Origin of the sequence: Pseudomonas neuropathica (assembly GCF_051174785.1) — a bacterium.
GTDB classification, from domain to species: domain Bacteria; phylum Pseudomonadota; class Gammaproteobacteria; order Pseudomonadales; family Pseudomonadaceae; genus Aquipseudomonas; species Aquipseudomonas neuropathica_A.
Genome location: NZ_CP195111.1, coordinates 4,207,872 through 4,232,514, shown reverse-complemented (window position 1 = coordinate 4,232,514; position 24,643 = coordinate 4,207,872). Strand labels below are relative to the sequence as shown.

Annotated in this window: 22 protein-coding genes; 5 read left to right on the top strand and 17 right to left on the bottom strand. The window is 60.4% G+C overall.

Annotated elements, in window-relative coordinates:
* Window positions 1-120: 120 nt before the first annotated feature.
* From ACRRSD_RS19060 to ACRRSD_RS19050, 3 genes are all read right to left on the bottom strand, one after another.
* Window positions 121-1,014 carry an NAD-dependent epimerase/dehydratase family protein gene (locus tag ACRRSD_RS19060; protein WP_435034691.1) on the bottom strand — a complete coding sequence of 298 codons (894 nt, stop codon included), beginning with the start codon at window positions 1,012-1,014 and terminating at the stop codon, window positions 121-123.
* Between the two features lie 103 nt (window positions 1,015-1,117).
* On the bottom strand, window positions 1,118-2,029 hold the full coding sequence (locus tag ACRRSD_RS19055; protein WP_277760502.1) for a LysR family transcriptional regulator: 912 nt from the start codon (window positions 2,027-2,029) through the stop codon (window positions 1,118-1,120).
* A gap of 124 nt (window positions 2,030-2,153) precedes the next feature.
* Window positions 2,154-2,744: an NAD(P)H-dependent oxidoreductase gene (locus tag ACRRSD_RS19050; RefSeq protein WP_102901516.1), complete on the bottom strand. Its 591-nt coding sequence runs from the start codon at window positions 2,742-2,744 to the stop codon at window positions 2,154-2,156.
* A gap of 184 nt (window positions 2,745-2,928) precedes the next feature.
* Here ACRRSD_RS19050 and ACRRSD_RS19045 point away from each other — a divergent pair, with 184 nt between their 5' ends.
* The gene (locus ACRRSD_RS19045) at window positions 2,929-3,243 is read left to right on the top strand and encodes a putative quinol monooxygenase (protein ID WP_435034690.1); all 315 of its coding nucleotides are present in this window, start codon (window positions 2,929-2,931) and stop codon (window positions 3,241-3,243) included.
* Here ACRRSD_RS19045 and ACRRSD_RS19040 read toward each other — a convergent pair.
* On the bottom strand, window positions 3,233-3,997 hold the full coding sequence (locus tag ACRRSD_RS19040; RefSeq protein WP_435034689.1) for a sulfite exporter TauE/SafE family protein: 765 nt from the start codon (window positions 3,995-3,997) through the stop codon (window positions 3,233-3,235). The genes ACRRSD_RS19045 and ACRRSD_RS19040 overlap by 11 nt on opposite strands.
* Before the next feature lie 216 nt (window positions 3,998-4,213).
* Here ACRRSD_RS19040 and ACRRSD_RS19035 point away from each other — a divergent pair, with 216 nt between their 5' ends.
* The 3 genes from ACRRSD_RS19035 to ACRRSD_RS19025 all read left to right on the top strand — a co-directional run bounded on the left by ACRRSD_RS19035 (window position 4,214) and on the right by ACRRSD_RS19025 (window position 6,336).
* On the top strand, window positions 4,214-5,095 hold the full coding sequence (locus ACRRSD_RS19035; RefSeq protein ID WP_007911587.1) for a LysR substrate-binding domain-containing protein: 882 nt from the start codon (window positions 4,214-4,216) through the stop codon (window positions 5,093-5,095).
* Window positions 5,096-5,150: 55 nt separating this feature from the next.
* Window positions 5,151-5,726, top strand: coding sequence for an NAD(P)H-dependent oxidoreductase (locus tag ACRRSD_RS19030; protein ID WP_212623040.1), 576 nt, complete (start codon window positions 5,151-5,153; stop codon window positions 5,724-5,726).
* Window positions 5,727-5,925: 199 nt separating this feature from the next.
* Complete coding sequence (locus ACRRSD_RS19025; RefSeq protein ID WP_034154373.1) at window positions 5,926-6,336, top strand: MerR family transcriptional regulator; 411 nt, start codon at window positions 5,926-5,928, stop codon at window positions 6,334-6,336.
* A gap of 69 nt (window positions 6,337-6,405) precedes the next feature.
* Here ACRRSD_RS19025 and ACRRSD_RS19020 read toward each other — a convergent pair whose 3' ends face one another.
* The 11 genes from ACRRSD_RS19020 to ACRRSD_RS18970 form a co-directional block, all read right to left on the bottom strand.
* Window positions 6,406-9,021, bottom strand: a complete 2,616-nt coding sequence (locus ACRRSD_RS19020; RefSeq protein WP_435034686.1) for an efflux RND transporter permease subunit — start codon at window positions 9,019-9,021, stop codon at window positions 6,406-6,408.
* Window positions 9,022-9,054: 33 nt separating this feature from the next.
* Window positions 9,055-9,891, bottom strand: a complete 837-nt coding sequence (locus ACRRSD_RS19015) for an outer membrane lipoprotein-sorting protein (RefSeq protein WP_435034685.1) — start codon at window positions 9,889-9,891, stop codon at window positions 9,055-9,057.
* A gap of 59 nt (window positions 9,892-9,950) precedes the next feature.
* Complete coding sequence (locus ACRRSD_RS19010; protein ID WP_435038519.1) at window positions 9,951-11,183, bottom strand: DUF1302 family protein; 1,233 nt, start codon at window positions 11,181-11,183, stop codon at window positions 9,951-9,953.
* 68 nt (window positions 11,184-11,251) lie between these two features.
* Entirely contained in the window at window positions 11,252-12,016 is a 765-nt protein-coding gene (locus ACRRSD_RS19005; RefSeq protein WP_435034684.1) for an SDR family NAD(P)-dependent oxidoreductase, read from the bottom strand.
* Entirely contained in the window at window positions 12,013-12,750 is a 738-nt protein-coding gene (locus ACRRSD_RS19000) for a 3-oxoacyl-ACP reductase family protein (RefSeq protein WP_007911596.1), read from the bottom strand. Before ACRRSD_RS19000 ends, ACRRSD_RS19005 begins: the two co-directional genes overlap by 4 nt.
* A gap of 9 nt (window positions 12,751-12,759) precedes the next feature.
* Entirely contained in the window at window positions 12,760-15,630 is a 2,871-nt protein-coding gene (locus tag ACRRSD_RS18995) for an aminotransferase class III-fold pyridoxal phosphate-dependent enzyme (protein ID WP_435034683.1), read from the bottom strand.
* Between the two features lie 54 nt (window positions 15,631-15,684).
* Complete coding sequence (locus tag ACRRSD_RS18990; protein WP_435034681.1) at window positions 15,685-16,893, bottom strand: beta-ketoacyl synthase N-terminal-like domain-containing protein; 1,209 nt, start codon at window positions 16,891-16,893, stop codon at window positions 15,685-15,687.
* On the bottom strand, window positions 16,890-18,185 hold the full coding sequence (locus ACRRSD_RS18985; protein ID WP_435034680.1) for a beta-ketoacyl-[acyl-carrier-protein] synthase family protein: 1,296 nt from the start codon (window positions 18,183-18,185) through the stop codon (window positions 16,890-16,892). The genes ACRRSD_RS18990 and ACRRSD_RS18985 overlap by 4 nt, the downstream gene beginning before the upstream one ends.
* Window positions 18,182-19,240, bottom strand: a complete 1,059-nt coding sequence (locus ACRRSD_RS18980; RefSeq protein WP_435034679.1) for a beta-ketoacyl synthase — start codon at window positions 19,238-19,240, stop codon at window positions 18,182-18,184. Before ACRRSD_RS18980 ends, ACRRSD_RS18985 begins: the two co-directional genes overlap by 4 nt.
* 1 nt (window position 19,241) lies before the next feature.
* On the bottom strand, window positions 19,242-20,516 hold the full coding sequence (locus tag ACRRSD_RS18975) for a beta-ketoacyl-[acyl-carrier-protein] synthase family protein (protein WP_435034677.1): 1,275 nt from the start codon (window positions 20,514-20,516) through the stop codon (window positions 19,242-19,244).
* 8 nt (window positions 20,517-20,524) lie between these two features.
* Window positions 20,525-21,094, bottom strand: a complete 570-nt coding sequence (locus tag ACRRSD_RS18970) for an acyl carrier protein (protein ID WP_435034675.1) — start codon at window positions 21,092-21,094, stop codon at window positions 20,525-20,527.
* Window positions 21,095-21,607: 513 nt separating this feature from the next.
* Here ACRRSD_RS18970 and ACRRSD_RS18965 point away from each other — a divergent pair.
* Entirely contained in the window at window positions 21,608-21,952 is a 345-nt protein-coding gene (locus tag ACRRSD_RS18965; RefSeq protein WP_003177747.1) for a cupin domain-containing protein, read from the top strand.
* 161 nt (window positions 21,953-22,113) lie between these two features.
* Here ACRRSD_RS18965 and mmsB read toward each other — a convergent pair whose 3' ends face one another.
* Together mmsB and ACRRSD_RS18955 are read right to left on the bottom strand one after the other, a co-directional pair.
* The gene (gene mmsB / locus ACRRSD_RS18960) at window positions 22,114-23,016 is read right to left on the bottom strand and encodes a 3-hydroxyisobutyrate dehydrogenase (protein ID WP_435034674.1); all 903 of its coding nucleotides are present in this window, start codon (window positions 23,014-23,016) and stop codon (window positions 22,114-22,116) included.
* Between the two features lie 9 nt (window positions 23,017-23,025).
* Window positions 23,026-24,552 carry a CoA-acylating methylmalonate-semialdehyde dehydrogenase gene (locus ACRRSD_RS18955; RefSeq protein WP_435034673.1) on the bottom strand — a complete coding sequence of 509 codons (1,527 nt, stop codon included), beginning with the start codon at window positions 24,550-24,552 and terminating at the stop codon, window positions 23,026-23,028.
* Between the last annotated feature and the right edge of the window lie 91 nt (window positions 24,553-24,643).

The following is a 24,643-nucleotide window of genomic DNA, read 5'->3' as shown; positions in this document are numbered from 1 at the left end:
CAATGTTCAGAGCACCATAGGTCTGGCGTGACACAAGCGCAAAGCCCGAAACGAAAACGGCTGCCCGATGGCAGCCGTTCTAAAGGGTGATAACAAAGCCCGGCGGGGCTCAAACTGCAATCACACCATTTCGTTACGAATCCATTCAACCACCGACGTGCGCTTCGGTGCCCAGCCCAGCAGTTCGCGGGCGTGTTTGCCGCGTACGCGGCTGTTGGAGCCGAGGCCGTAGTTGGCCATTTCGTAGCCCCATTCGGCTTCGGCGTCTTTCAACGGCCAGTCTTGCGGTTGACCCAGGTTCAGGGCTTCGGCCATGGCGGTGGTCATGTCGATAAACGACGCTTCGCCGCTCTCGACGAAGTAGAAAGTGCCCGGGACGTTCTTGGTCAGCGCCAGCAAGTACAGGGCGACGACGTCTTCAATGTGCACGTTGGACCAGATGTTCTGGCCGGTGCCGACGTGGCGCACCACGCCGCTTTTGTGTGCCTGCTTGAGCAGTCGCGGCAATTGCACGCTGTCGCGGTTGACGCCCAGGCTGTGGCCGTAAATCAGCGTGTTGCAGATGACGGCGGAGTTCACGCCGTCCTTCGCCGCCGCGAGGATCAGATTGTCGATGGCCACACGCGCGGCTTTGTCGACGGTCGGTTCTGGCAGGTTGTCCTCAAAGTAGATGACATCGCTGGATTTACCGCCGGAGGCATCGCCAACGATGCTCGAACCGCTGGTGTGCAGGAACACTTTGTTCGAACCGCGCAAGGCATCGAGCAGCGCTTCAACCGCACCGCGATGGTCGCTGCTGGCGGCGTTGATCACGGCATCGGCAGCGCGGGCCTGTTCAGCGAGTAGCGCTTTGTCATCGAGGGTGCCGATGACCGCAGTCATGCCGAGTGCCTGGAGCTCAGCGGCCTGTTCAGCGCTGCGCACCAGACCGGTGACGGTGTGACCAGCCTGAACCAGACCGGTAGCGATCGAGCCGCCAATAAAACCGGCAGCGCCGGTGACGAATACGTTCATGGAGTAACTCCCTGCGTGAGTAAGTGATGGGACGAGTATCTGCCCCTGAGCCGGAGGGAAAAACCCGTCCCCGCCCAATTCACTCTTGCGCAGAGGTCACGAATCAGCCCTTGAAATCGGCGCTGGCGTAAGCGGCGAGTTTGCTCTGGATAAAGTCGAGGAAGCACTGAATACGCAGCGCCAGTTGCGAGTTACGGTAGTACACGGCGTTGATCGGCTGGCGATAGCCGCTGTTGAATTCACCGAGCAGGACTTTCAGGCGTCCGGCGCGGATGTCATCAATAGTCATGAAGTGCGACAGGCAGGCAATGCCCTGCCCTTCCAGCGCCAGATGGCGCACGGTCTCGCCGCTGGAGGCGCTGATGGCCGGGGTGATCGGCCAGCGGTCGCCATGCACATAGCGCAGCGGCCATTGATTGAGACCTTCGTTCTGAGTGAAGCCGAGCAAGGTGTGTTCGCTCAGATCGGCGACTTGCTGCGGCGCGCCATGCTTCTTCAGATAGGCGGGACTGGCGACGATCAGCAGCGGACTGCAACCAAGCGAACGCGCGTGCAATGTCGAATCGGCGAGAGTGCCGATGCGAATGGCGACGTCGGTGCTTTGTTCCAGCAGGTCAATGATCAGGTCATTGCTGTTGAGTTCGAGCTGGATGTCCGGATAGAGGCGGCGGAATTCGTCGATGTACGGAACCACCGCGTGGAGCATGAACGGCGATGCGGCATTGATCCGCAAGCGCCCGGACGGGGTTTGCTGGCGCGAGGACAGGCGTTCTTCGAGTTGATCCATTTGATCGAGAATCAGCTTGGCCTGCTCGAAGAAATACTTGCCCTCTTCGGTCAGATCCATGCGCCGCGTGGTGCGATTGATCAGCGTGGTGTCGAGCTTGGCTTCCAGCTTCGACAACGTGCGACTGACCGCCGACGGCGTTTGCCCGACCTGCTCGGCAGCGGCGGAAATCGAACCGCACTCGATCACGCAGACGAAAATCTGCAACTCATCGGATCTGGCTTTCACGGGTGTCCTCTTTGAAATCGCCAAGATCGCAGCCTTCGGCAGCTCCTACATGGAAATGGGTTCCTGTAGGAGCTGCCGAAGGCTGCGATCTTTTGCTGTTACCACCGATAGTAGCTTGAAACACTCAAGCCTTGAGGCCAAACACCTCGGTCAAATGCTGCTCATAACGCGCCACATCAGCCTCGATGTTCGGCCGCTTCATCACGTCCACACAGAGGAACGTCGGCAAACCGGTCATACCGAGAAACTCATTGGCCTTGTGAAACGGGAAGTACACGGCGTCGACGCCTTTGGCTTCGAAGAAATCAGTCGGGTCATCGAAAGCCTGCTGAGGCGCATTCCAGGTCAGCGACAGCATGTATTGCTTGCCCTGAATCAGACCACCGCTGCCGTACTTCTGCGACGCATCGGAACGGGTACGGCCATCGCTGGCGTAGAGGCTGCCGTGGCCTTCGGTGAAGACTTCGTCGAGGTACTTTTTCACCGTCCACGGCGCGCCCATCCACCAGCCGGGCATCTGATAAATGATCACATCGGCCCAGAGAAATTTGGCCACTTCTTCAGCGACGTCGTAACCCTCGTCGATGAAAGTGGTTTTGACGTCGACACCGCCGCGATCGAGCACGCTCAGCGCGGCTTCGTGCAGGGTGGCGTTGTAGCGACCGTCGGAGTGGGCAAATTTTTTACCGCCATTGAGCAACAGCACTTTTTTCATGAGAAAGCCTCGGCGCAGCCATTGGGCTGGGTGGAGAAGAGAAATGGGAATGGCGGCAGACTAACGATCCGCCTCGCGCGGAATAAGCCGGTTTTGCGCAAAATACATTTGATCAAAAAGCACGAATCGAATACCGATTGTTGCCATAGCATTTGCGGCCATCAGAATTTGAGGAGTTGCTGCGATGAGTGAACGCCAGGGGTTTATCCTGCACGCCAAGACCCGCCCGGAAAAAGCCGAGGCCTTCGAGGCGCTGTTTCGCGCCTATGTTGAGCCGAGCCGCGCGGAACCGGGCTGCATCGAGTACCACATGCTGCGCGATAAAGAAGACCCGACGCTGTTCATCTTCTACGAAATCTGGGCATCGCAAGCCCACCTGGATGTGCATTCGAATCTGCCGCACATGAAGGCATTCTTTGAACAGCGCATGGACTATCTGGAGCGCGATTTTGAAATCCGCCAGATCGAAATGCTCAGCGAAGCCTCGGCTAACCGCTGATCAACAGATGGGCGCCGAGCGCGCCCAGTCCGATGAAGAACACCCGCTTGAACAGCACCGCGCTGATGCGTTCGCGCAACCATTGGCCAAGCAACATGCCGAGAATGGCCGGGATCAGCGCCAGCAACGAAGCACCCAGTTCGCCGCCACCGAGAGCGCCACGCCAGAGCAATCCGGCGGCCAGCGCCAACGTCGAAACGGTGAATGAGAGGCCCAGCGCCTGCACCAGTTGATCGCGATTCAAGCCCAGCGCTTGCAGGTACGGCACCGCCGGAATCACGAAGACGCCGGTGGCCGAGGTGATGACACCAGTGATCAAACCGCACGCCGGACCGAGCCAGCCTTCATGGCGCGGATTTATGCTCAGCGTTGGCAGAAACAAGCCACTCAACGCATAGAGCAACAGCGCCGCGCCCAACCCGCGCACCACCCAATGCCCGCCCGCCATACCGATCGATAACGTGCCGATTGCGGTGCCGAGGAAGATCATCAGCAGCATCGGCCAGAGGCGTTTGATCAGTCCTTTCAAGTGCCCGCCGAATGCCAGTTGCCAGACATTGGTCAGAGTGGCCGGGATGATCAGCAACGCGGCTGCCTGCGACGGCGCCATAGCCAGACCGAGCAGCCCCATGGCAACGGTCGGCAGGCCGAGGCCGATCACGCCTTTGATCAGGCCGGCGAGGATGAAGGTCATGATGACCAGCATGGACAGGGCCAGGCCGAGGTGCTGGTAGAAATCTGTGAGTGTGTTCATGGCGCTACTGTGCGCCGGTCAGGGTTGGCTGAAAATCTGCCATATACTGAGGCTGCCTCTCTCTACACAAGAGGCTGATATTTTCTTTGAGGCCTCTGGCCGCTTCGCGAGCAAGCTCGCTCCCACATTGGATAGGTGTCGTACGCAACTCCCTGTGGGAGCGAGCTTGCTCGCGAAGAGGCCAGCCCGCCCCCCCTAAAACCAGAGGCTGCCACTATGCACTTCGACCTCACCGACCTGCGCCTCTACCTGCACATCCTCGACACCGGCAACATCACCGCCGGCGCCGCCCGCAGCCACCTCTCGCTGGCAGCCGCCAGCGCCAGAATACGCGCCATGGAAGCCTCACTCGGCACCGATTTTCTCGAGCGCGGCCGCCGTGGCGTCACACCGACGCCGGCCGGCAAAGCCCTCGCCCAGCACGCGCGCATCCTTCTGCAACAAGCCGAACGCCTGCAGCAGGATCTGGCCGACTATGCCCAAGGCGTCAAAGGTCAGGTGCGCTTGCTATGCAACACCACAGCGATCACCGAATACCTGCCGGAAGTACTCGCGGACTTTCTGCGCGATCATCCCAATCTCGACATCGACTTGCAGGAGCTGCCCAGCGCGCGCATCACCCACGCCCTGCGCCAGGGCGCGGCGGACCTCGGGATCGTCTCCGATGCGGTCGACACCCATGGCCTGCAAACCCGGCCCTTTCGCGACGATCCATTGGTACTGATCCTGCCCCCTGACCATGCTCTGGCGAGTCGGCCGTCACTGACGTTTGGTGAAACCCTAGCGCACGACTATGTCGCGCTTGGCAGCCACAGCGCGCTGGCGATTCACCTGGAGGAACAAGCTCTCCACATCGGCCAGCGCATGTCGATCCGGATCCGCGCCGATGGCTTCGAGGGCGTCATGCGCATGGTGGCGCGAGGTGCGGGGCTGGCCATCGTGCCCAAGGTGGCCATCGAGCGCTGGGCGGCAGTGCACTCGGTAACGTGCCGACCGCTGGATGAAGTCTGGGCCCATCGCACCTTGCAACTGTGCGCACGCGACTTCGACCACCTGCCCGGTTACGCCCGGGCCTTGTTTGATGCGCTGGTGCCTTGACTCTACCGCTAGGGGCAGACTCTATCCTGTGCGCTTCATTTCAGGAGTACACACAATGAGCAAACGAATGCTCGTGATACTGGGTCACCCCTCCACCGACAGCTTTTGCGGGGCATTGAGTGACACCTATGTTCAGGCCGCCAAGGACGCCGGGCATGAGGTGCGGCTGTTGCGTCTGGATGCGCTGGAGTTCGACCCGGTCCTGCACGAAGGCTACAACAAGGTGCAGCCACTGGAGCCGGACCTGCTGCAAGCACAGGCCGATATCACCTGGGCCGAGCACCTGACATTCGTCTATCCGATCTGGTGGGGCGGGATTCCGGCACTGCTGAAGGGCTTCGTGGACCGGATTTTCCTGCCGGGTTTCGCCTTCAAATACCGCGAGGGCAAAGCCTTCCCCGACAAGCTGCTCAAGGGCCGCACCGCGCATTTGCTGGTGACCATGGACACGCCGTACTGGTACTACAAATGGATCTATGGCATGCCCGGGCTGAATCAGATGCGCAAGACCACGCTGGAATTCTGCGGCATCAAGCCACTGAAGACGCTGACCTTCGGGCCGATCCTCGGCTCCAAGCCAAACCAGCGCGATGCCTGGCTGGAACAGGCGCGCGTGACCGCCGCCGTCTAAGGCTTTCCAGCCGCCTCAGCTGACGGCGCACAAGCCGCCGTCAGTGCCTCTTCGGGCCCCCTTCACGCGCCCGTCCGTCGCCTGTGCACGTCATTTACGCGCAGTTGCAATTTTCCGATGGTATTGGACATATAATCGCCGCCGATCCGGCATGACGCCTGATCGCGCTAGCTATGTTTGACCATCGAGACGGACCTTTATGTATATCGGCAAAGCCGCCCAGCTGTCGGGCACCACAGTCAAAAGCATTCGCCATTACGAAGAAATCGGCCTGTTGCCCGAGCCCAAGCGGGAAGGCAAATACCGCATCTACAGCCAGCAAAGTGTCGAAGTGTTGACGTTCATCAAGTGCGCCCAGCAACTGGGCTTCAAGCTCAAAGAGCTGCAGGTGATCCTCAACAACTACCGCGGCGACGAATTCCCGTGGGACATGGCACAAAGAGCCATCGCCGAAAAAAAAGCCGAACTGGTAACCCAGATCGGCGATTTGCAGCAATTGCATGATGGCCTCGAGGCGTTTGAACACAACCTCAACGACGCCCGCCAGGAATGTCAGTTCGAACGCATCGCCCGTTATGGCGAAAAAAACCCGGTCAATACACTGAACTGAAAACCCTGCTGCGCCGCATGACCAGACTCGCCTGCCGTCTCAGGGCAGGCGCGCCCGCGCGTTGGCGAATCAACCCGGCACCGGCTCCCCCTCTGTGCGCACTGCTGGGGCCGGCGCATGCACCGGCGCAATCGCTGCAAAGAACCACGGCGATACCAGCGTCACCAGGACAATGGTCATAACCCCGCTGGAAAACAGCGCCATCGCCACCAGTGCGCCGAGATCGACAATCGGCTTGAAGTCGGAAAACAGCAGCGCCATGAAACCCACGGAGAAGATCACCACGTTGATCACCGTCGAACGACCAACGCTGTGCATCGCCTGCAAAATGGCCGCGTCGATCTCAATGCCCTGCTGCACCAGCAACTTGATGCGTGACAGCAGGTGCACCGCGTAATCCACCACCCCGACCACCAGGAACGTCACCAGCGTCGTGCCGATGTTCAGCTCGATACCGAACAGGAACATGAAGCCGTAGACCGTCACCGACGTGGTCAGCAAGGTCAGCATGCCGAGCACCCCGAGGCGCACCGATTTGAGCCAGTACATCATCATCAGCGTGACGACCAGCAAGGCCAGGGAAAAACTCAGCACCTGGCCCTGAGTGATTTCCTGCAGGACGCCGGTCCAGATCAACGGCGTGCCGGCGTGGGTCACCTCAAGGTTGGCCGGTTTGTTCACCAGCAGCCAGGCATCAAGGCGGTCGAGCATGCCCTGATAGTCGCTGGCGACCGACGAGGTCATGGTGTACAGGGTCAAGGCCTTGGAGAAATCGGCGTTGAGCACGTTGTTCAGGTCCGAACCGCCACCGTTTTCGAACAGCATCACGTGCTGCTCGATCAGCGAATTGCCCGGCACTTCAAACTGCTCGACCTGCCCGTCGTCATTGATCGACGTGACCTTCTCCACGGCATTCGGCACCCGCAGATAATCCGGGTTCATGTCGTTGAGCACCAGGTTCATGCGTTTGACGTAGGTGGCCAGCGAGTAGCCGTAACTGACGTTCGGTTGCTGCTTGATGAAGTGGTCGAGCTTGTCGATGAACTGCACCACTTCGGTGGTCAGCACGCCGCGTGGTTCGTTGCTGTCGATCGCGATCCAGCCCGGCGCCGTGCCCGCCACTTTGGCGTGGTTGATGAACTGATCGGACACGCGAATGTGGCTTTCCGGCTTGAAGTAGGCGATGCCGGAGTCTTCGATATCGACGCGGAAGGTGAACACGGTGGCCAGCGCCAGCAACGGCAGCATGACCAGCAGGATCGGTTTGCGAAAGCGGATCATCCAGGCACAGAACGCGACCAGATACCGCGAGATGATCGATTCCTTGTGCACCTCGGCCTTGGTCTGCTGCGGCTGATCCTTGCCCCAGATGGAGATCCACGCCGGAATCAGCAACAGCGAAATAATCAGCGCCGCCGTCAGGCCGATCGACATGAACACGCCGAAATTGCGGATGCTGACAATGTTGTTGGTGGTGGAAATCATGAACGTGGCGATGGTCGTCACGGTCGTCAACACCACCGGCACCACCATCAAGCGCTGGGTTTCACGGTTGGCCTCACGATTGCTCTTGCCGGCGTTTTTCTGCTCGTAATATTCGGCCATCACGTGGATAGCGTCCGAGCAGCAAATGGTGAACAGGAACACCGGCAGCACACTGGTCAGCAGGTCGAACGGCACGCGCAATAGCGCCATCAGGCCCAACGTCCAGATGGTGCAGAACAGAATATTGAACAGCGGCAGCAACACGCCCAGTGGTTTACGGAAGAAGAAAATCAGCAGCAAGGTAATCAGCAGAAACACGATCGGGAACAGCACGGCCAGGTCGTGATCGATGATCTCCTGCTGCGCGGCGATGAAGATCGGCATGCCGGCGATGAAGATTTCGTCCTTGTACTCCGGGTGCTCGGCCTGATATTGCGCGACGATGCCGCGCACGATCTGATAAGCCCGCAGTTGCGCCTGAGCGTCGTCCTGCTTGGTGCCGAGTTCGGCCACCAGCATCGCGACTTTCTTGTCTTTGGACACCACCCCGTCGACCATCAACTCGTTACCCATGATCTGCGACTCGACCAGCGCCGGGTCCATGTCATAGGCATTCAGGGTTTTGTGGATCAACAGTTCGCCGTCGTCGGTCAGGACGATGTTTTCCAGATCGCCCATCGAGGCCATTTCGCGAATCGGATTGATCCGTTCGGCGAGAAAGGTCAGGAACAGCTGATCGTGGGAATCCCAGTTCTGGCTCTGAGCATGATCACGCAATGCCTTGGCGTTGGCGTAATCGTTCTGCGAAAAACCACCCTCGAGAATGTCCCGGGTCAACAACTGCGCACGGCTGTCGTCTGGATGCCGGGCGACGATCTGCGCCAACTGCTCCTTGTCGGCATCGTTGGCCAGGATCATTTTGCGCACCGACTGCGACATCGAAAACAACGCGTTGAGTGTTGATTTGTTGAACACCGTTTGCGGGTTGTTCAGCGCCACCATCACCGAGTCGAACGTGCCGGTGAACTCACCCTGCAAATCGATGATGGTCTTGCGCGCCGGGTGGCTTTCCTTGAGCAGGTAAGGGTTGGTGTCGGACACCAGCGCGCCCAGCGTATAAGTGAAATACGCCGTAATTGCCACCAGCAGGAAAACAATCGCCCGCGCATAGCGCTCGACGAAATTCAGATATCTTTCCATGATCATGCGGTTCCAGGTCGTCGGGGTCGGCGCTTAGCGGGCAGACACGGCAAATTCCGGCAGGTCACCGGTTTTCAGCCCGCGCTTGATGGCGGTCTGGGTGAAGAGGCGGTCTTCCAGAGAGACGTTGTACTGCAACTGGTTAAAGCGCATTTCCGAACGCGTGCCGTCGATGAAGTGCTCGGTTTCGCTGAGCACAATGCTGTCGATCGAATCGATGGTCGCGACTTTCTGCGTGCGCATCTGCTTGATCAGCACACCTTTGACGTCGAAGAAGTCCTGACGCATGACCAGGAAATTCTGCTTGTCGATCCACACTTTCAGCTTGTTGTAACCGGTCTTGGCCAGCACCTCGGGGGACGCCGGTTCACGCTCGATCACGTAGCAGTCGCGGCCCTTGATCTGTTCTTCGCCGACGAGTTTCTGCGAGTAGTCCTTGACGCGAATCTTGTCCAGATCGGCGTACGAATACTCACTGCCCATGAACGAGCCACGCTTGTCGGTGGTGGAGATGCGGCGAGTCTGGCGGCTGACCGGCAGGTACATCCACTGGCTGTCTTCCAGGCCGAGGGTTTCGTGCGGGTTTTCGATGTGGAAGGCAACGTCACGCACGTCAGTCGGTGCGGAAAAGTACATGCTGAACTTGTCGCTGTCCGGGTAATCCTTTTGCAGGTAGGTGAACTCGCGAACGCGGGTATTGCCTTTTTTGTCATGCAGGATCAGTGAAACCTGGGACATGAAGCTGTTCCCGTCATTGCGATCGCGTACCTGACGGATGATCTCATCGGCATTGCCGGCCTCGGCGGCATTGACGCAGGCGCTACCGAGGATCAATGCGGCGGCGGTCAGACTTTTCAAAAACGGCAACATGACAACTTCCTTTTCGTTGGATGAATGCACCTGCGCGCAAGAGCGGCAGGCGTGATGGGTCAGAACAGATAACCGGCCGACAGCCGCACTTGGTCGCGCTTGCTGTACTCGCCGAAAGTCTTCTCGGGCTTGCCGAAGAACACGTCCACCTCCAGCCCGAACTTGATGTAGTCGACCGGCTTGTAGGTGAAGATGCCTTGCAACAAGGCGTCGTCCTGAAACGGCGGTGAGCCAGCGACCACCAGACGACTCTTGAGGCGGTCCTGCCAATGAGTGCCTTCGGCCGACAGGGTGAACAGCGGTTCGTGTTTGTCCTGCAACATGCCGTCCTGCCAGTCGAGCAACACCTGCTCCTGCCACTGCGTGGAAATCAGCCAGTCGCGCAACAGGTAGTCGACACCCAGCAGCGACTTGACCATCGGCGTGCTGTCGGCACCGTAGGCGCGGGTCGGATTGGTCACTCGCCAGTTGTCGAAATACGCGACCTCGCTGCGCACCACGATGCTGTGCCCGGCGTCGATCGCCAGCCCGGCACCGCCCATGGTGTAACGGGGAAACTGCCGTTCCAGTCGCGTACGACCGTCATCGGCGAGGCCTTCGACGGCGTACACCGGGTCTTGCTGACGGGCGCTCAAGGCAACAAAACTGGTGTCCACCGCGCCGATCCGACCGTTGGCGTTCAGGCCATAGGAATAGCCCTTGTCGCCGTCATAACCGGGTTTGGAATCGAGCAGAAAATACTGCGGGTCCGGCGCGGCAAACAATGGCGCGGAAAATTCACTGCCCTCAACCGGCGCCTGGTTTTTCACGAAGTCGGTGATCCACAGCGCCTCCAGTTCCCACTCGCCCACCGGTTGTGCAAAGCGCACCATGGGCACGGCGATGCGGCTGTCTTCGAGCAGCGGTGTCAGGCCATCGCGATAGTCCAGCGGGTTGATCTGATCGAGCACGCGCAATTCATCCGCGCGGCCCCAGACCACTTGCTGCCAGCCCACTGTCACTTCACCGTCACCCAGCGAATGGCCGACGTAGAGGTGCCGCCAATCGGCGTCGAAACGGTACTTGTCCCGCGCCCGTCCGCTGTACGGATTGTTGCCGTCATAGCGCGCGTCGTAACGCACGCGGCCCTTGGCCTTGTAGTAACCGCCCTCCCAGTTGTCTTCCAGGTTGGCCTTGAAATACACGGCTTTCTGCGTGACCTGATCGTCACCGTGCAGGCGCACAGCCGTGGCCACGCCGACTTCACCGTCGGCGTAATCGGGCTTGAGATCATCGACGGTAAATTCGGCCATCGCGATAGGCGCAGCCATGCACGCCCACACCGCACCCACGATGTGACTGTTGTGAAATCGAGGCATCGTTACATTCCCAACCCGACACCGCCATCGATCACCAGACTCTGCGCGGTCACCCCGCCAGCCTCGGGGCTGGCCAGGTAACGCACCATCGCCGCCACTTCTTCGCTCTGGATAAAACGGCGCATCGGCAGTTTCTTCTTCGCGTTGCGTACGATCTGTTCCTGGGTCAACCCTGCAATCGCCGCTTGCGTCGCCAGTTCACCCTGCAACATCGGCGTATCGATCCACGCCGGCAGAATCGCGTTGACGGTGATCTGCCGCGAAGCGAGATCCAGCGCCAGCGCCTTGGTCATGCCGACGATGCCGTGCTTGGAGGCGCAATACGCGGTGTTGCGCACCTTGCCGGCACGGCCGAGGATCGACGACATGTTGATGATTCGCCCACGGTCCGGCATCAGCGCCAGACACAGCGAGGTCACGTAGAACGTGCCGTTGAGGTTGACCGAAATCACCTTGTGCCAGTTGTGCAGGTCTTCCGGCTCGTTCTCGTTGCAGATGCCGGCGCTGTTGACCAGCACGTCGACGTACTCGACTTGCGAACCGAGGGTTTTGAAGAATGCTTGCATGGCCGGCAGGTCGGCAATGTTCGCCGCATGGGTTTCGACCCGCGCCTGGATCTGCTCCTGTTGCTCATCGACCCAGCGCTGCAGTTCGGCCAGATCGAGATCCAGCAGAATCAGGCGATTGCCAGCCTCGGCGGCAAAGTTCTCGGCGACCGCGCGGCCGATGCCTTTCGCCGCTCCGGTGATCAGAATGGTCCGGCTCATGGCATCTTCAACCCGCCGTTGACCGACAGGACCTCCCCGGTCAGGTACAAACCGCGATCGGCGAGGTACAGCACCGCTTCGGCAATTTCCTCCGGTTCGGCGTAGCGTTTGATCAGTAGACGCGACTGGATTTCTTCTTCCTGACTGCCGATCAGCGCCGTACTCATCTCGGTCTTGACGATGCCCGGGGCAACCGCGTTGACACGAATGTTGCGTGGCGCCAGCTCCACCGCCAAGGCACGGGTCAACGATTCGACCCCGCCCTTGGCAGCGGCATAGTTGCTTTGGCCTTTGCCGGGCTTCTGCGCCGCCACCGAACTGATGTTGACGATGCAACCGCTACGCTGGCGCAACATGCCCGGCACCACCTGCTGACAGCAGAGCATCGTGCCGATCAGGTTGGTCTGGATCACCTCGACCAGGTCGCGCGCTGACATCGTCGCCAGCAAGCCGTCACGGGTAATACCGGCGTTATTGACCAACAGATCGATACGCTGAAAATGCTGATCGACCCGCTCGAAAAACGCCTTGATGCTGTCGCCGCTGCTGACATCGCACTGCAACGCCAGGCAATCGATCCCCGACGCCTGAACCTCATCGCGCAAGGCCATCGCCGCGACTTCATCGCGTACGTAACTGAACGCGATCTGATAACCCGCCCCGGCCAGGGTCTGGACAATCGCCCGACCGATGCCACGACTGCCACCGGTCACCACTGCTACTTTATTCGGCATGACCGTTCCTTAAAGCGAGTTATCGGTTTTGAATTGCGCGAGGCTGAAGCCGTGGGTCGCGGCCAGTGCTCGAATCTGCTGCACTTGCTCGCGGCTGATGTCGCCGTAGGAGTAGTGCTGTTTCATACCGGACAGGCCCATCAGCACCGATTCGGCCATGCACGCGTACAACTGGCCTTGCTTGAGATAGGCCCGAACGTTTTTCACCAGGCCATCGCCCAGCGGCGTCTGCACGATGCCGCCGTGCATGTAGAGCACGTCGGAGCGTTGGCTGGCGAGGTCCTGGTCAACGTTCAGCGGTACGGCGATGTCGCAGATCACGCTGTTTTCGGCGAAGTGCTCGGCGAAAAGAAACGGCTGCGGTGCGTTGGCCGCGCAGAGCACGATGCGCGCCTGTTTCAGCACATCAAGATCGTTGCTGACGGTGATGAAAGCGTTCGCGCCCAGGCGTTCCTCGACCAGTTTTGCCACGCGCTGCCCCAGATCGGTACTGCTGCCGTGGGACTGCAAGATCCCATCGATTCCATCAATTTGCTGCAGGCGACGGGCGAGGCGATCGTGTTCGGCGACACCCTTGAGGATCGCGCGAGCGGCTTCGGCATAAATCTGGTGAGCGGTTTTTTCCAGACGACGCAGGGAACCGTCGCGGCCGCTGCCGATGAGGATCAGGTGCTCGACGCTGGTCGACAGCAGTGAGGCGTAGGTCGAGGCAATATTGCCCGCCGCACCGACCACCGCAGCGGTCTGCTCGCTCAGTTCCAAGCCTTGCTGCTTGCAGCCCTGCTCGATGGCTTCCAGGCCCATGCCGATGGTCAGCGCGTTGCCGGAAGTCAGCGCCATGTCAGGAATCTGCAAGGCCTGGCAGTTGTTGGTGACGATCGAGGTGTACATGCCCAGCCCGGCGACGCTGTAGCCGTCGGCGCGGGCATCCTTGATACGGTTGCCGACTTCTTCGCGGATGGTTTGCAGATCGCCGCTGGCGATGTACGCCGCCATGGCATCGGAATCCATGCACAGCGGGTACAGGGTGAACTCCACGGCAGTGCCGAGTTTCGAGCGAATCAGCACCGGGCCGATTGGCGCGGCACGGCGCTCGGGCGCCATGCGTTTGATGAATTCGCGCTTCTGCTCGGCGCTCAGGGTCGACAGTGACGGATCGACGTCGCTGAGCATGTCCGAATCAATCAAATGGTTGATGAACGCCACGCGAGCCACCACACGCACGTTCTCGTCAGACTTTGGGCGGGTTTCGCTCTCCTTGAAGCTGACCTCGCGCGCGGGCACGTCAGCGATGCTGTCGGCGCACACACCGGCGGCCAGCGGGAAGGCGTCGCGGCGGCGCAGCATGTCGCAGACTTTCTGCAAGGAAGCGATCAGTCCATCGATCTCTTCGAAGGTGATGCACACCGGCGGTTCCAGTCGAATCACATTGGCGTTGCTGCCCGACGGCGCCACGCGCAGGGATTCGAATTGCAGCAGGTAGCCGGCGATGATGTAGCCCAGCGCATCGTTGTACTGCGCCGAGGCCTGAACCAACGAACTGGTGCCGGTCAGGTCGTGCAGTTCGAAACCGAGCAGCAAGCCGCGACCACGCACGTCGGCGATCACGTCCGGGTAGGCCGCCTTGAGTTCCAGCAGCGAAGCCTTGAGGTATCCGCCCTTCTTGTTCACGTCCTTGAGCATCGCGCTGTCGTTCTCGAACAGACGGCGCAGGGCCGACAGGGCGATATGGCAGGACGCATCATCTTCGGCAAAGGTCGAACTGTGGATGTAGCTGAAATCGTTTTCGTAGTGGCTGGCGCGAATCACCGTCGCGGCAATCTTCATCAGGCCACCGCCCAGCGCTTTCGACAGGCAGTAGTAGTCACCCTGCAAGTTGAAATGGCTGGCACCCAGCAAAGTGCCGGTGCGGCCGAAACCCGATTGCACTTCGTCGATGATCAGCGGGCATTGCTGCTCGTTGCACAGGCGCCGCAGGCCGAGATAGAACTCATTGGCGAACTCGTTGATGCCGCCCTCGCCCTGAATCGGCTCCAGCAATACCGCGGTGATCGCGCTGAATGCTTCGCGGCGCACTTGCAGGGTTTCGCCGCTCCATTCCAGGCTCAGCCAGTGACGTACGTGACGGGCCGGCAGTTCTTGCAATTGCTGGGGTTGCTGCGGGTCGATGAACTCGACGTTGAGGCCGAAACGGGCGAACGGCTTGCGGTACTGCTTGCCATAGGTCAACTGAACGGTGTTCACCAGTTTGCCGTGGAAGCTGCCGCGCACAGCCAGGAACACCGGCTCGACATGCAACTGCGCCAGGTTGTGCTGACGCACCGCTTCGACCACTTGGCGCACGGTGACGCAGGACAGATTCTGCGGCAACAGACCGGCGGGCAAATCGAGATCGTCAATGTCCAGTTCGACGTAAGCCTTGTCGCTGGCGACCAGATTGGCGAGAGCGAAATCGCGCTCGTCGAATTGCTTCTGCAGGTTTTTCTGACGGCGGTATTCGGCGTGCTTGACGGCGATTTCCACCGACTCGGCGCCACTGTTGGAGAAGGTCGAAATGTAGCGTTCGCTGTTGTTCAACTCACGGTTGAACGCTTCACTGAGTTCACGCCCCAACTGCCCCGCCGCACCGCGCACCGACATCTGCGCGTTGAACGGTACATCGGCACGCAACAGGTCGACGAGTTGATCGACAAATTGCGGATCGTTGTGACCATACAGCGCGGCGCCGTAACCGCCGAGGAAGTCAGTGACAGTCACCTCTTCGCCCTGCCGGTCGCGGTAAAACAGTTTGCTGCCCAGCGCTCTGTGGAACTGGCATTCGAGGCCCAGGGCCTGCATCAATTCAACGAATTTCGGCCGTACGTAATCGCGGTAATCCATGACAGTTCTATCCCTTGAGTAAAAAATCAGCTGCGTTTCGTTGCGTGCCGACGGTCAGTCGGCCGCGTGAAATTCGAGGTGGTAACCGGCACTGAAGCCGTTGTCGTCACGGTTGATCACCAGGCAATCGTGCAGCACGGCATCGCGCGGCTCAGCCATGACAAATGGCAGATGCGCATCCAGCGGTTGCTGCAGGCCACTGACCGGCGGGATGCTTTGCGCCTGCAAGGCCTGCCGGGCGAAGATCAGATCAACCAGACTCGGTGCACCACTCAGAATGCCGGTCAGCGATGTGCTGCTGGTGATGTGCGCGGCACCGGTTCGTGCCAGCGTGCGGGCCAGATCGGCATCTTTTTGCGGCTCGCCAGTGGCGCTGCTGATCAGCAGATCCACCTGTTTGTCCGGCAGGCTCAGCGAGTCCAGACGCGGGTGTGCGAACAGAGCGGTCAGGCAGGTTTGCGGCCCCGCCGGCAGATCATCGGCGCGGCGCAGTACCAACGCTGCCGCGCCTTCGCCGGCAATGCCGCCACGACCCTGGCGATCAAAGGCACGCAGGCTTTGCGAACCGTCGGTGCTGATCACCCCCGCTTCGGCCAGTGCGGCGAGCGCCAGCGGATCAAGCTCACTGCCGGCGCCGACGACAATGGCCGCATCCACTCGACCGCTTTGCAGCGCGGCGCAGGCTTCGCGCAGTGCCGCCAGATTGCCGGCCACGCCTTGCATGTAGGCGTTGCATTCGCACTCAAGCTTCAAGGCCAGACTGACGACGCCGAGCAAACCGTTGCTGAGGCTTTTGAGGACCAGAAACGGATCGAGCGCGCGCTCCTGCAACACGCGTTTGGCCAGACGCTGCATGTCGGCACCGGTCTCGGTCTGACACTCGTGCAACAGTTCGCCGTAAGACGCGAGCGACGGATGGGTGTAGCCGCCCTGGCAGCAATAGAGACCAAAACGCACGTTGTCGCGGCCCGGTTCAAGCCCGGCCTCGGCCAGCGCCTGGCGCACCGCACTGACGCCCCAGATCACCGCCGGCGGGCAGTAACGCTGGAGGTTTTGCGCAATGTCCTGACGGCTACGTTGATGGTCTCGATCAGCGATGTGCCCGAACGCAATGACCCGCTCGCTGTGGAACAACGACGAGTTCAGGGGCGAGATCGCGCTGCGCCCCTCGCGGGCCGCCGACCAGAAACCTTCTACGCCCCAGCCGGTGGGCAAGACACAACCGCTGCCGGCGATCGCGACACGTACAGTGGCATTAGTCATAGTCCGTGCTCCCGATATTTACCAAGGGCCAGCGAGGTATTGAGGCCACCGAAACCGAAGGAGTTGCTCAACGCGTAATCCACTCGGCGGCTGACGGCTTGACCGGCGCAGTAATCCAGATCGCACTGTTCGTCGGCGTCATGCAGGTTCACCGTTGGCGTCACCAGATCGTTGAGGCAGGCCAACGCGGTGACGATGCATTCAGGGGCGCCAGCGGCTGCGATCAGGTGACCGAACTGTGATTTGTTGGCGCTGACAGCCAAGGCTTGATAGTGCTTGTGTTCGGCGAACACGCTTTTGATCGCGAGGGTTTCGGCAACGTCGTTGAGCGGTGTCGAAGTGCCGTGGGCGTTGATCAAATCGATCTGCTGCGGGCGTAGCGCGGCGTCGTCGAGCGCGGCCTGCATCGCCAGTGCCGCACCGCGTCCCTCCGGTTGCGGTGCAGTGACTTTGTAGGCGTCCAGACTGCTGCCGAAACCCAACACCTCGGCATACGGCGTGGCGCCACGGGCCAAGGCATGTTCGAGGCTTTCCAGCACGACGAAACCACCGCCCTCGCCAGCAATCAGACCGCTGCGATTACGATCGAACGGGCGGCACAGATCCGCGCCCCAGCGTTGCTCGCCCGAAGCGGCACCCAACAGATACAACGCGGCCATGGTGTCGAGGTTGAGCACCGAGTCGGCGCCCCCCGCCAGCGCTACGCTGACTTCTCCGCGACGAATCATCTGAAAGGCATTGCCAATGGCCTGCGAAGCGCCGGCGCAGGCACTGCTGATGTTGATCACCGGCCCTTCACAACCCAGGTCGTCGGCGATTACCCGCGCCAACCGGTCGTTGCTCTGACGCAGCGAGCCATCGGCATTCACTTGCCCGGCCCGCGACATCAGGTACGACCAGCTCGGGGTGCCGCCATTCGGAGCTTCGGTCAGCAGCATGTCGGCGAGCATGTGCTGCGGTGCTCCCGAGGCACACAGCACCGCCGCGCCACGCAACTGTTCTGGCTGCAAGCCGCTGTCACCGACTGCCTGCGTGGCAGCCACCCAGCCAAACCGACTGCGCTTTTCCAGCGGCATCGTCCAGGCCGGATGGCTTTGCAGTTTTTCCGGCAACAGGCGCATGTCGACCGGTGCTGCATAACGCACCGCGAACGACGCCTCTTGCACGTCGTCCGGCTGCCATGGCCGCACGCAATGTTCGGCGCCGAGCATTTTTTCCCAGAGGGTCTGCCATTCGAAACCGAAACCGGTGACGGCGCCCATGCCGGTGATCACAATCCGTGTCGCACTCATGCGTGCTTCTCCATGGTTTCACTGGCCAACAACAATGCGCCCCAGTGACCGGCGCGAGTGTGGCTGACAAGCAACGTGTAGCCCGGCGTCGCCGCTACTTCACGGCTGAGGTGCAAGGTCAGTGCGACCTCGGTCAGCAAGCCGCTGGCACCCAGTTCACCGGTCATGGCGCGGGTGCTGCGAATCTCGCGCGGGAAAGCTTCGAGCAACTTCATCACTTGCCCGTCAGCGCAATTGCCGACGATATGCTCGACGTCGCCGACTCGCAGTTTCTCGACACTCAGGACCTGGTCGATCACGCGGCGCCCCACCGCCACAGAGCGTTGCGGATCGGTGCTGTAACCACGGGCAAACCCGGCAATGCGCACGGCGTGTGCCGCACCCGGCGCAGGTGTCGACGCCAGCAACAGCGCCGCGGCGCCCTCACCGAAAATCGGTTCGCTCGCCTGATCGGGCTCGCGCAGGTACAGGGCCGGCGTCAGGTTCGGACTGCTGCTGACCACCAACGCGGCGTCGGCATGCCGCTCGCCAATCTGCTGGCAGGCTTCGATCAGCGCATCCAGTCCGGCGTTGTCCTGAGAACAAAATCCGCCCATTGGCCCGTGGCAACTCAATGCTTCGGCGACATAAGCCATGACGCTGCTGTTGAGCAGGGTCAACGCATGCAGGGGCGGTGTGTTGGCCAACAATTGGCTGAGTTGTTTGTGTGGCTGTTCGATGATCGCCTGCACCGCATCCCAGCAAGGGCTCGGCGCATCGACTTCAGGAATGGCCGCTGTCAGGGCAATGCGTGAGGCAGGCAATTGCAGCGCCGCCAGTGCTGGCGCCAGCCGTGCGGCGCAATGCAACAGGCGCAAGCCCTGCGGTTCGACGCTGCGCTGGATCTTGCGATCAAACAGGTCACTGGCCAGTCGCGGCGTCGGCAAGGCAAACGCCTGACGCTGTGCATCAAATGCCAGCGGTTGCGCCGCGCAGGGCGTGCCGAGCAAGTCAGCACATTCACCGCCCGCCACGTTCAGCACCGCAGCGGCATTGAGATAGATGGCCCGGTTCATGTCATGCCCTCCCCAGAATCAGCGAGCTATTGATGCCGCCGAAGCCGAACGAGTTGGACATCACCACGCTGATCGGCTGTCGTACCGGCTCGCTCAAGAACTTCAGCGAAGGGTATTCGGCACGCTCGGGGTCGTAATTCAGAGTGGGCAACAGCACACCGTCACGCAGGCTCATCAGTGACAGCACTGCTTCGATCGCACCACTGCCTGCCAGTGAATGGCCGATGGCGGACTTGTTGGCGGTGAAAGTCATGAAGTCCTGGCATCCGCCGAACAGACGCTGTAGCGCCAAAGCTTCACAACTGTCATTGGCCTGCGTGGAGGTGCCGTGGGTGTTGACGTGTTGCACGGCGCTGCGCAGCAGCCCGGCGTCCTCGATTGCTGCTTCCATGCATTCCTCGTATTTACTGCCATCGCGGCTGCTGGAGGTCATTTTCTGCGCCTCGCAGACATTCGCATAACCCAACACCCGGCCCAGTGGCGCAGCCTTGCGGCGCTGCGCGTGTTCAGCGGATTCGAGAATGAGCATCGCCGAGCCTTCGCTGAGGACAAAACCGCTACGGTCAGGCATGAACGGGCGGCTCTGTTCGCTCGCCGGCAAGTCGGCCTGACAGAGCGCGCCGAGGCTGTTGAACATGTAATAAGGCAATTCATTGGCCATCAGTTCGACGGCGCCGCAGATAGCCAGATCGATCTCGCCGCGCTCAATGGCCCGGTAAGCACTGCCGATGGCCATGGTGCCGGCGGCACAGGCATCGGAATGGGTCGAGATGTGATCGCGGATGCCGAGCCGATCGGCCAGGTGTTGCGTCTGTTGATCGACGCGCCGGATGAAGGGCACGCTGGACGTTGCCGGACTGTCCAGCAGACGGTCGAGGTCGACGCGGCCGGCCTCGTCCATGCAACGGCTGAGCCGCTGCAGGTCGTGGCTGTCGGCACAGTATTTGTTGGCGCCCAGGAACAGACCGCTGCGACTGTGGGCAAAGTCTGCCGGCGTCAGGCCGGCATGCTCCAGCGCCTGCCGGGCAACGTATTCGGCCAGCACACTTTGCCGTGGGTGCAGCGCCGCGTTGCCGCCGAAACCGGCGCCGATCCGCTGCCACTGCGTATCGTCGATAAACCCGGCTGCGCTGTTGTTGAATCCCAGCGCCTTGAACCGGGGATGTTCGCGGACACAGGATTGCTTCCGGCAAATCCGCTCGAACAACGTGGCAGCGTCCAGCGCCATGGGCGCCACCAGACCGAACCCGCTCACATAGACTTCTCGTGCCCGCATGAGAACTCCTACACCGCTTCTTTGGTGTGAGTGGTAACAAACTGCTCAACCAATTGACGCGACACTTCATCGCCATCCGCCGGCACCAGACGCGCACTGCACGCGCCGCAGACCACTTGTTGGCGCTCGTTCAGAATCGCTTGGTGGGCGTTGCAATCCGGGCAGGTCGCCGGCAGGTAGTTGAAGAGATTGCGGCACTGGTTGGCCCAGTTGCGCACGGTAGTCGCGGCGAACACTTGAGCCGGTTGCATGCCCGCCTTCAGTTGATCCGGGGTGTAGGCGCTGAGGCTTTGCTCAAGCAGGTGCTTGCCGTTTTCGGTAATGCGACCGTTGGCGAGAAACTCACTGGCATCACCGCAAACCGCCACTGCATGGTCGAGCACGCTGGTTTTCGGCAGTGTGCAGCCATATTGGCGGCCCAACTGGAAGCTCAGGTCGACGATGTCCAGCGAGTCGGCACCGAGGTCTTCGACGATGCTGCTGTTTTCTTCGATGTCATTCGCATCCATCACCAACAGCTGTGCGAGGATTTCGCGAGTGCTGGCAACGACATGTTCCAAGTCCAATGGATTGTTCATTTCTATCTCCCTATATGTCGTGACTACTTCATGAATTCGACTTATGAAAAGTAACTTTTCCCACAGCAACTTCTCACGCGGCGGGAATCTAAACTCTGCCCTTAAGGGGAGAGTCAACGAACTATTCAAGGTTTTTTTACAACTCGAAAAAAGTCTGCAAAACCCCACAGACACCGCACCTCCTTGGTGCGGCGAACGACTTATTTACTTAACAAAGACGGGGTATGGTGGGGCGCCCGCGCTATCGGGCAGGCTGACTATCGAAAGCAACTAAGGACACAACGGAACCGACGTACTAAAAGCAAAAACCAGACAAGTAAAATAGTTATAACTTCATAACCTTTGTTTTAGATCAGTACTGCCGTTAATTGATTTTGCTGGAAGGTTTACGCTTCCATCCGTAAAACGCTGGCAGCGTTTATGGATATCTGAATGTCGAGCACAGACATCTGGGCAGAGGCACGGCGCTATAGGGTGCAGCTTCCGTTTGATCGCCTTGTCTGGAGCCGACACATGACTGCCCCTATCACCGTTCTGCGCGACACCCACCCGCTGCCGGTACTCGATGCCTGCAAATGGGAAAAACTCGAAGGTGACCCGCACACCGTCAACCTCAACGCCTACACCAGCGAAGACGGCAGCAAGATCATGGGCACGTGGATCTGCACACCAGGCAAGTGGCGCGTTGATTATGTGAAGTGGGAGTACTGCCATTTCCAGGAAGGCTACTGCGTGATCACCCCGGACGGCATGGCGCCGATCCACCTGCGTGCTGGCGATATCTTCGTGGTTGAGCCGGGGATGAAAGGCACGTGGGAAGTGGTCGAGACCGTGCGTAAATATTTCGTTTTTGCCTGATGCAAAAAAGCCGGGAGATCACCCGACGTGATTTCCCGGCAAATGTCCCAGATTCACTCAAATCCCTGTGGGAGCTAGCCTGCTAGCGATTGCGGTGGATCTGGCAAAGAAAGGCTGCCTGACACTCAGCCATCGCTACCAGACTCGCTCCCACGGTTCGTTCAGCGCTGTCCTTCTATTGCAGGCTTGCGGTAGCTGTTGATGATCGCCGAGAAATCTTTCCCGCCATCCCCACGCTGACTCATCGCCTGATACAACTGCTGCGCCACCGCGCCGAGCACCACCGGTTGGTGCGCCTGACGCGCCGCTTCTGTCGCCAGGCCCAGATCCTTGAGCATCAACTCGGCGCCGAAACCACCGGTATAACCACGGGACGCTGGTGCGGTTTCGACGATGCCCGGCCACGGGTTGTACATCTCCGAACTCCAGCAGCGTCCGGTCGAGCTGTTGATGATCCCGGCCAGCACAGTCGTGTCGATGCCCAGTGCATCGCCCAGCGCCATCGCCTCGCTGACGCCGACCATCGAAATCGCCAGCAGCAGGTTGTTGCAGATTTTGGCGATCTGCCCGGTACCGACTTCTCCGCAATGCACAATGTTGCGGCCCATTTGCGCCAGCACCGGTTGCAGGGTGGCAAACAGTTCCGGGGTGGCGCCAACCATAAAGGTCAACGTGCCGGCAGTGGCGCCACCGGTGCCACCGGACACCGGCGCATCGGCCATGGCCACGCCTTGTTTCGCCGCAGCGGCAGCCACATCGCGCGCCGTCTGCGGATCGATAGTGCTGCAATCCACTGCCGGCACACCTTGGCGAATACCAGCCAGCACACCGTCATCACCGAGCCAGACACTGCGCACATGCACCGCCGCTGGCAGCATGGTGATTACCAGTTCGGCATCTTCAGCAGCTTCGCGAGCCGAAGCGCGAATGGTGCCGCCCAGTTGCTCCAGTTCCGCCAGCACGGTTTTGTTCAGGTCGACCAGGTTCAGCGAGTGCCCCGCCTTGATCAGGTTGCGCGCCATCGGCGCGCCCATGTTGCCCAGACCGATAAATGCGATTTTCATGGCCATTCCTCAGCGCAGGTTGATGGTGGTGTTCACGCCGTCGTTGACGCTGTCGTCATCGAACCAGCGTGCCGTGACTGTTTTGGTCTGCGTGTAGAACTGCACCACTTGCTTGCCGTACGGACCAAGGTCGCCGAGTTTCGAGCCGCGCGAACCGGTGAAGCTGAAGAACGGTACCGGCACGGGGATCGGGATGTTGATGCCGACCTGGCCGACGTCGATTTCCGTCTGGAATTTACGCGCCGCCGCACCGCTCTGGGTGAACAGGCCGGTGCCGTTGCCGAACGGGTTGGCGTTGACCAGCGCAATCGCCTGATCGAGGGTATCGACTTCCAGCACCACCAGCACCGGGCCGAAGATTTCCTGGGTGTAGATCTGCATGTCGGTGGTCACGCCCGAGAACAGGGTCGGGCCGACAAAGTTGCCCTGCTCGTAACCCGGCACCTTGATGTCGCGACCGTCCAGTTCCAGCTTGGCGCCTTCCTTGATGCCACTTTCGATCAGATCGAGAATCCGCGCTTTGGCTTTTTTCGAGATCACCGGACCGACATCAGTGCCCGGCTCGCTGCCGGCGTTGACGGTGAGTTTTTGCGCCAGCGCTTTCAGATCCGGCAGCCATTGTTTCGCCGCGCCGACCAGCACCACCACCGAAGTGGCCATGCAACGTTGCCCGGCCGCACCGAAACCGGCGCCGACCAGCGCATTCAGCGCTTGCTCGCGATTGGCATCCGCCAGCACCACGGCGTGGTTTTTTGCGCCCATCATCGATTGCACGCGTTTGCCGTGCTTGCCGGCCAAGTCGTAAACGTGGGTACCGACAGCGGTCGAACCGACGAAGGACACGGCTTTGATGTCCTTGTGCGTGCACAGGCCATCGACCACGTCTTTACCGCCGTGAACCACGTTCAACACGCCGGCCGGAACACCGGCCTCGATCGCCAGTTCCACCAGCAGCATGGTCGACAGCGGATCCTGTTCGGACGGCTTCAAGACGAAGGTGTTGCCGCAAGCGATGGCCATCGGGAACATCCACAGCGGAATCATCGCCGGGAAGTTGAACGGCGTGATGCCGGCGCACACGCCGATCGGCTGACGCAGGGTGTAAGTATCAACGCCGCCGGCGACGTTCTCGGCAAACTCGCCCATCTGCAGGCTGCCGATCGAGCACGCATGCTCGACCACTTCCAGACCACGGAAAATATCGCCCTCGGCGTCAGCAATGGTTTTGCCCTGCTCGGCGCTGAGCACCACGGCAATACGTTTGGAGTGTTCGCGGATCAACGCTTGCAGCTTGAGCATGATGCGCATCCGCGCGCCGATCGGGGTCAGTTTCCAGGTCTGGAAAGCGCGCTGAGCGGCGCTGACGGCGGCATCGACTTCAGCGGCGGTGGCGAACGGGACTTTCGCCAGCACTTGCTGGGTCGCCGGGTTGACGATGTCGTGCCATTCGGTGGACTGCGACTCGACCCACTCGCCGTCGATCAGCAGTTTGACCTTCTGCAGCGTGGTGTCGTTGGGCGTAAGCGATGCGTTCATGCTGGTCTCCAGAACTTGTTTTTATCGTAGGAGCCAAGGCGAAAGGTTCGCCTTGAGATGAGGCGTATGTCACGAATTGGTTGTCGGACTG